Origin of the sequence: Natronolimnohabitans sp. A-GB9, assembly GCF_030848565.1 — an archaeon.
Taxonomy (GTDB): domain Archaea; phylum Halobacteriota; class Halobacteria; order Halobacteriales; family Natrialbaceae; genus Natronolimnohabitans.
On the sequence record NZ_JAVDDV010000028.1, the window covers coordinates 22,699 to 29,524 of the forward strand.

Below are 6,826 nucleotides of genomic sequence, written 5' to 3' on the forward strand. Positions count from 1 at the left end.
TCGAGAGAGTTCCAGACGATCGGTGGTAATCGAGTTTGAGTAGCCCGCCTCATACTACCGGACAACAGTCACTACCCCGCGATCGCGTCTCGACGCCTGTCGCCGAACGCGATAGCGTCTCGAGTGCGATCGGTGTGTGCATCGTGTTGTTCGGTAGTATCAGTACTCCGGACGGCACCGACCGGCTCGAGAGACGGATAGTGGCTACTCGTCGATCCCGGCGGCCGGCTCGACGGCGTCCACACTCGGCGGTTCGACCGAATCGACGACCTCGGCGACGACGTCGCCGGGAGCGACGTTGCTCAGACTGGCGTCCGTGCTCAAGACGAGCCGATGACCCAGGATGGACTCGGTAAGTGCCTTCACGTCGTCCGGAATCGCGTACTCGCGGCCGTGGATCGCCGCACGGGCTTTCACGCCGTCGAGAAACGCAAGCGTCGCTCGCGGTGAGGCGCCGTGGGTTACGTCGGGATGGTCCCGCGTCGCCGTGACGAGATCGAGAATATACTCCTTGACCGGCGGCGCGACGTACACCGCGGCGGCGATCTCCTGGGCCGTCAGCAGGTCCGAGACGTCGACGACCTGCTCGACGTCCTCGGGGCCGAGATCGGGGTCGTCGTCGAACTGATCGAGCAGCTGTCGTTCGACGTCGCGATCGGGAACGTCGATGGTGAGCTTGAACTGGAAGCGGTCGCGCTGGGCTTCGGGCAGCTCGAAGACGCCCTCCATCTCGATCGGGTTCTGTGTCGCGATCACCATAAACGGCGACGGCAGGGAGAGCGTCTCGCCTTCGATCGTGACGCTGCGCTCTTCCATCGCCTCGAGCAGCGCCGACTGGGTCTTCGGCGTCGCGCGGTTGATCTCGTCGGCGACCACCAGGTTGGCGAAGACGGGACCACGCTGTAACTCGAACTCGCCGGTCGCCTCGCGGTAGACGTGTGTCCCCGTGATGTCCGCCGGCAGGATGTCGGGCGTCATCTGAATCCGGTTGTAATCGAGACCCGTGGCGCGAGCGAACAGGTTCGCAAGCGTCGTCTTCGCGACGCCGGGGACTCCCTCGAGAAGGACGTTCCCCCGGGTCAACAGGGCGATAGTGAGCTGTTCGATCTCCGGTTCGTTGCCGATCAAGACGCGACCGATCTCCTCGCGGATGGCGTCGTACGTCGCCGCCGGATCACCATCGGTCGAGTGCTCCCCGCTCATTCGTCCTCCCGTTTCGATCCATCACGGTTAAGGGCTGCTATCACGCGCTGAATCCGGCGTTCGTCCCAGTCGGGGTGGCGTTCGCGAAGGATCGCCGCGCGGCGGTCGTCGGTCGTCTCGAGCGAGTCGAGCGAGTCGAGGGAGACGGACGCTGCCGTCTCCTGGCGACCGAGATGGCGGGCGATCGGTCGGCGGAGCCGGTCGGTGAGCGTGCCGAGGTCGCCTCGAGCGACGAGAGCGATCGTACCGACGCCGAGGAGCCCGAGTCCCACCTGCAAGAGCGGCGTCTCACGGACCGTCAACGTTGCCGAGACCAGCGGCGGCAGGTCTTCGGTGTGGGACTGGTCGAACAGGACGGTCGTCGAATCGGCGTACAGTCCCCCCAGGAACGCCGCGTTGTCGGGTTCGTCGACCATCGCGTTCACGACGAGACTCGGGTCGCCGATAGCGACGACCTGGCCGTCACCGACCGGTTCGACGGTCGCGACGGGGCGGGCCGCGAGCTGTTCGTCGTCGCTGAGTTGCCCGTCCCGGTTCGTATCACGGTAGGCGAACTCGCTGGTTCGAACCAGGACCGTTGCCTCGCCCGGCTCGATCGCCGACGCGTAGTTGAGCGTCAGCCGATCGACGTCCTCAGTGAGCGTGTGGTTCTCGACGCCGGTCGCGACGGGCATCGCCGGCCCGCGGAAGTACTCCTGTTCGTCCCGGAGCAACGCCCCGTCGACGCGGGCGTCGGCACCGACGGTCTCGAGTACTGCGTTGCCACTCGTCCCGAAATTCTCCAGGACGACGAGCGTGCCGCCGCGATCGACGAACCGCTGGAGTCGCTCGGCGTCCGCGTCGGTGTACGTCTCGTCGGGTGCGACGACGAACGCGACCGTCTCGTTGGGGTCGTGGGCCTCGTAGCGCTCGGTGTCCCGGATCAGTTCGCTTTCGACGCCGGCGGTCGATTCGATATCCTGGCGGAGCTCGGAGGTCCCGTCCCACGAGGGGTTGTACGGACCGAACGCGGCCGTCGACGTCGCCGCCGTGACGACCAGCGCGACGAGGACGGTCCCCGTAAGCGCGACGAGGACGACGCGTGGCCAGTCGATCCGACCACCGTCGCGGAACCACTCGCGTGGACTCACCATGGCATCACCTCCGGTGGCAGGATCTCGAGAATCCGCCGGACGACGATGCCGCCGAACCCGACCAATCCGACGAGGATGACCCACCGGAGCCGCCGTCGCCAGGTCGGCGTGACGGCGATCGGCGCCGTCAACTCGGTGACGACCAGCAACCCGATCAACGAGAGGACGAAGTACAGTTCGTAGGTAAACGCACCGAGAACTACCAGCGCGAGGACGGTCCCGAGCATCCAGGCGAGCTGCCAGCGGAGAAACCGCATCCGTCGGTGCGTCGTCATCTATCCCAGTAGGGGAAGCCGGACACCGTAAACGTCGGGGTTTCGTCGGCGGACGACACCGTACTCGACCCCACCGACGACATCTCGAAAACCGAGACAGTTAATTGGCTTTAGAAACCTGTCCACAATATGTCTCCTTCGTCACCTGTCGCCTCGGCGTCTGCCGACGACGAAGCCAGTACTAGCGACGCTGCCGGTTCGCCACCTGTCGTTCGGGCGACCGACGTGACGAAGCGCTACACGCGTGGCTCCGAGCCGGGTCGACTCGGCAAACTGCTTGGCCGATCGGAGCCGCCGCGAGTCAGCGCTCTCGAGAACGTCTCGATCGCGATCGAAGCCGGCGAGATCGTCGGCCTCGCTGGCCCAAGCGGGAGCGGCAAGTCGACGCTGTTGCATCTCCTCGCCGGCCTCGAACTCCCGACCGGGGGGACGGTGACGTTCCAGGGAACCGACCTCGAGACGCTCTCGCGGCGTCGGCGGACCCGACTTCGACTCGAGCACGTCGGGATCGTCTTCCAACATTTCCATCTCCTCGAGTCGCTGTCGGCGCGGGCAAACGTCGCGCTCCCGCTGGTCGAACTCGGTGTCGGGAAACGCGAGCGGCGACGGCGCGCGACGCAGTTGCTCGAGCGGATGGGTCTCGGCGACCGGATCGACCACCGTCCCGGTGAGTTAAGCGGTGGCGAACAACAACGCGTCGCGATCGCCCGCGCGTTAGTCACCGATCCAACGCTCGTCGTCGCCGACGAACCGACGGGCGAACTGGATACCGAGACCGGCCGCCGGATCCTCGACGAGTTCGAGCGTATCGCCGAGGATCGCGCCGTCGTCCTCGCCTCCCACGACCGCCCGACACTCGAGATTGCAGATCGCCTCGTCCGGCTCAAAGACGGGACCGTACGCGAGGACGGCCACCGATGAACCCACTCGAACGACTCGTCCGCTGGCTCGGGATCGTCCGCGTCGGCTTCAGCCGGACCCTCGTACGGGCCGCCCACACGGCGCGAAAACGCACCCAGGTCAGCATCCTCGGCGTCGCGATCGTGATCGCCCTGCTGGTCGTCGTCACGGGAATCGGGGTCGGCCTGGCGACCAGCACGACCGTCTACGACGACGACGTCGACTACTGGATCGTGCCCGAATCCGACGGCGAACGGTCGGCGCTGCTGGCGACCGACCAGCCGCAGTTTGGCTCCGTTCACGACACGGCAGCCCAGATCGACGACTACGACGACGTCGATTTCGCCTCGCCGGTCCTCTCGGAGGTGGTCCGGGTCCAGACCAACGACACCGACGAGTACGTCATGGTCGTCGGCGTCGTCGACTCGCCCGGCCTCGAGCGCGTCGCCGGCATCTCGACCGAGCCGCTGACCCACGGCGATCCCTACTACGCCGACGGCGGCTACGACGGCGAGTGGACCGGCGACGCCGTCCTCTCGGGCAGCGCTGCGAGTAACCTCGAGGTCGACACCGGTGACGACGTGACGATCGCCGGCAACGATTCCTTTACCGTCGCCGGGATCGACGATGGGTCCGACGCCGTCGGCGATATGCCGGTCGCCGTCGTCCAGCTCGGCGAACTCCAGACCGTCACCGGCGACGCCGAGTACGACCAGGCCGATGAGTTCGTCGTCGGGACGAACGCGCCCGGAATCGAGGACGAACTCGAGGGACTCTACCCCCAGTCGGAGGTCCTCACCCGCGGTGAGTTGACGATGAGTACGACGACGGAGTCGGGGCTGCCACTCGCGCTCGCGCTGACGGCGTTCGTCGTCGCCGTCGCCGTCGGCACGCTGTTTGTCATCACGACCAGCGGACTCGAGGTCGTCGCGGATCGCCGACAGCTGGCGACGCTGTCCGCGGTTGGGATCTCGGGCCGAAGCCAGCTCGGACTGGTTGCAGTTCAGACGCTCGTCATCACCGGGGTCGGCGGGCTGGTGGGCGCGCTCGCCGGCTTCGGCGGCATCCGGGTGGTCAACTACGTCGCGACCGAGACGATCACGACCGGTCCGATCGCCATGTCACACCCGCTGTTCGTACCCTATGGGGTGGCCGCGGCGGTACTCGTCGGCGTGCTCTCGTTGCCGGTGTTGCTCGGGCTGACCCGGCGTGTCTCCGGAGGTGTTCCCTGATGGGGGCGCCGATTGCCGCGCTCAAACGATGGCTCGCGCGACTCCGCGTTGCCGCCGCAGTCACGGTCGGCCAGCTGCGTCACCATCGGCTGCGCCTCGGCCTCGCGATCGTCGGGATCGCACTGGCCGTCCTCTCGATGACGCTGCTCGCCGGCGTCGGGATGGGCGTCCTCGAGACCGGCGAACAGCAGTTCGAGGCGGCCGATCGTGACCTGTGGGTGACGACCGGCGAGACGCGACTGACCACCGCTGGCGGTGGCGGCTTCGAGAACGTGTTGTCGGATTCACGAAACGTCTCTGCCGAGATGGAGTCCCACGAGGACGTCTCGACGGCGGCCCCACTCGCGTTCGAGACGGTGTACGTCGGGACCGATCCGGACGACGACTTCCAGACGTTCGTCGGCACTGGTGTCCCCGGGAGCGGCAGCGTCGTCCAGATCTCCGAGGGCGAGGATCTCAGCGGCGATCCACACTACGCCGACGGGAGCTACGACGGGGAGCGAACGAACGAGGTGTTGATCGACGAGGAAACCGCCCGCGCATTAGACGTCGAGGTCGGGGAGACGGTTCACGTCGGCGGGTCTCTGGCTGCCGCACGGAACACGGAAGCGACGGTCGTCGGGATCTCACCCACGTTCGAGCAGATGCTCGGCGCACCGACCGTCGTGATGCCACTCTCCGAACTCCACCAGACGACCAGCACGACCCACACCGAACCGGCGACGTTTATCACGCTGACACTCGAGGACGGCGCGGACACCGACGCCGTCCAGTCGGACCTCCAGGAGACCTACCCCGAGTACGAGATTCGGTCGAACCAGGAACAACTCGAGGCCGTGTTGCAAGAACAGGCGCTGGTCCTCGCCGCAGGCGGCGCGCTCGTCGTGCTTTCGCTTGGCGTCGGCATCGCGCTTAGTTACACCCTGTTGACGCTCGTCGTCTTCCAGCAGCGGACGGCCGTCGCCGCGCTGACGGCACAAGGTGTCTCGTCGTCGCTGCTCGTCGCCTCGATCGTCGGCCAGGGGCTCGCGATCGGCCTCGTCGGTGGCCTCCTGGGAGTCGCACTCACTCCCCCTGCAGTCGATCTCTTGAATCGGCTCGCGGCAGCCGTCGTCGGCTTCGACGGGCTCGTCCAGACCGATCCACGATTTCTGGTCGGTGCCTTCGTCGTCGCGATCGGGATCGGAACGATCGCCGCCGCGTTGGCCGGCTGGCGGCTGAGCCGAACGCCGCCCCTGGAGCACCTGTGAGACGGGCTCCTGTCGTTAATTCAGTAGATCCGGCACTCAGTATCACGACCGTCTACACAGAGATGAATACCAATCGCTACCAAACCGAGTCCCCAATCGTTCAGTAAAGGACAAGGAATTTACATATGGGGTGAAGATAACGAAATATGAGCGAACTAAGAACCATTGCTACCGTTGTGAAATATTCTGTCGGTGGAACACTCGGTAGCCTCTTTCTCGAGGGTGTCATAGAACGAGTGGCACACCAAAGAGCAGGGTGAACGCTGTGGTGGATGAGCCCAGCGACCCTGCAAGATGATCCTTCGGTAGAGACGTTCTTCAATGTCGTGGAGACAGAGACGCTAGCGTTGTTTGAGCATCTCTCCTTCGAGTTTCTCGAAGAGTTCGACGTGTTCGCCCCGGCAGAGACGGGGCGAACACGAGATCATGAGCCACCGGAGCTGATGCGTGGCTTCCTCCATTGCTACTACAAAGACATCTACGGCATCCGCCCCGTTGAACGAGAGCTTCAGAATGCAGTTGTCTGGCTCAGTTGTGGCTTCGATCGACCGCCGTCGAGAGACGCGGTCGATCGCTTTCTCACCGATCTCGAACACGTCGTTGACGAAATCTTTGACCACCTCGTCGAGCAGGCCGCCCACCGCGGCCTGCTCGACTTGACCTACTGCATCGATTCGACTGACGTGAGAACGATGCCAGCCGATCAAGATGCGTCGAAATGCTACGATCCAACCGCCGAAGAATACTACTACGGCTACGGCTGCACGATCGTCTCGACCGGACAAAAGATCCCTATCGCCGCGGAATTCACCGAGAGCAAACAAGCACCAGAA

The 6,826-nt window shown here is 65.1% G+C and carries 6 protein-coding genes and 1 pseudogene; 4 read left to right on the top strand and 3 right to left on the bottom strand.

All coding sequences use genetic code 11. The features are described 5' to 3' along the window. Positions 1 to 204: 204 nt before the first annotated feature. From RBH26_RS19385 to RBH26_RS19395, 3 genes are read right to left on the bottom strand one after another with little or no spacing between them, the layout of a single operon-like run. Entirely contained in the window at positions 205 to 1,203 is a 999-nt protein-coding gene (locus tag RBH26_RS19385; protein WP_306760021.1) for a MoxR family ATPase, read from the bottom strand. Further along, positions 1,200 to 2,336 carry a DUF4350 domain-containing protein gene (locus RBH26_RS19390; protein ID WP_306760022.1) on the bottom strand — a complete coding sequence of 379 codons (1,137 nt, stop codon included), beginning with the start codon at positions 2,334 to 2,336 and terminating at the stop codon, positions 1,200 to 1,202. The genes RBH26_RS19385 and RBH26_RS19390 overlap by 4 nt, the downstream gene beginning before the upstream one ends. Beyond that, complete coding sequence (locus RBH26_RS19395; RefSeq protein WP_306760026.1) at positions 2,330 to 2,593, bottom strand: hypothetical protein; 264 nt, start codon at positions 2,591 to 2,593, stop codon at positions 2,330 to 2,332. Before RBH26_RS19395 ends, RBH26_RS19390 begins: the two co-directional genes overlap by 7 nt. Positions 2,594 to 2,740: 147 nt before the next feature. Here RBH26_RS19395 and RBH26_RS19400 point away from each other — a divergent pair, with 147 nt between their 5' ends. The 4 genes and pseudogenes from RBH26_RS19400 to RBH26_RS19415 all read left to right on the top strand — a co-directional run. Then, positions 2,741 to 3,532, top strand: a complete 792-nt coding sequence (locus RBH26_RS19400; RefSeq protein ID WP_306760023.1) for an ABC transporter ATP-binding protein — start codon at positions 2,741 to 2,743, stop codon at positions 3,530 to 3,532. Next, on the top strand, positions 3,529 to 4,743 hold the full coding sequence (locus RBH26_RS19405; RefSeq protein ID WP_306760024.1) for an ABC transporter permease: 1,215 nt from the start codon (positions 3,529 to 3,531) through the stop codon (positions 4,741 to 4,743). The genes RBH26_RS19400 and RBH26_RS19405 overlap by 4 nt, the downstream gene beginning before the upstream one ends. After that, positions 4,743 to 5,993: an ABC transporter permease gene (locus tag RBH26_RS19410; RefSeq protein WP_306760025.1), complete on the top strand. Its 1,251-nt coding sequence runs from the start codon at positions 4,743 to 4,745 to the stop codon at positions 5,991 to 5,993. The genes RBH26_RS19405 and RBH26_RS19410 overlap by 1 nt, the downstream gene beginning before the upstream one ends. A gap of 272 nt (positions 5,994 to 6,265) precedes the next feature. Continuing rightward, positions 6,266 to 6,826: pseudogene (locus RBH26_RS19415) on the top strand (IS5/IS1182 family transposase); the annotation flags it as partial.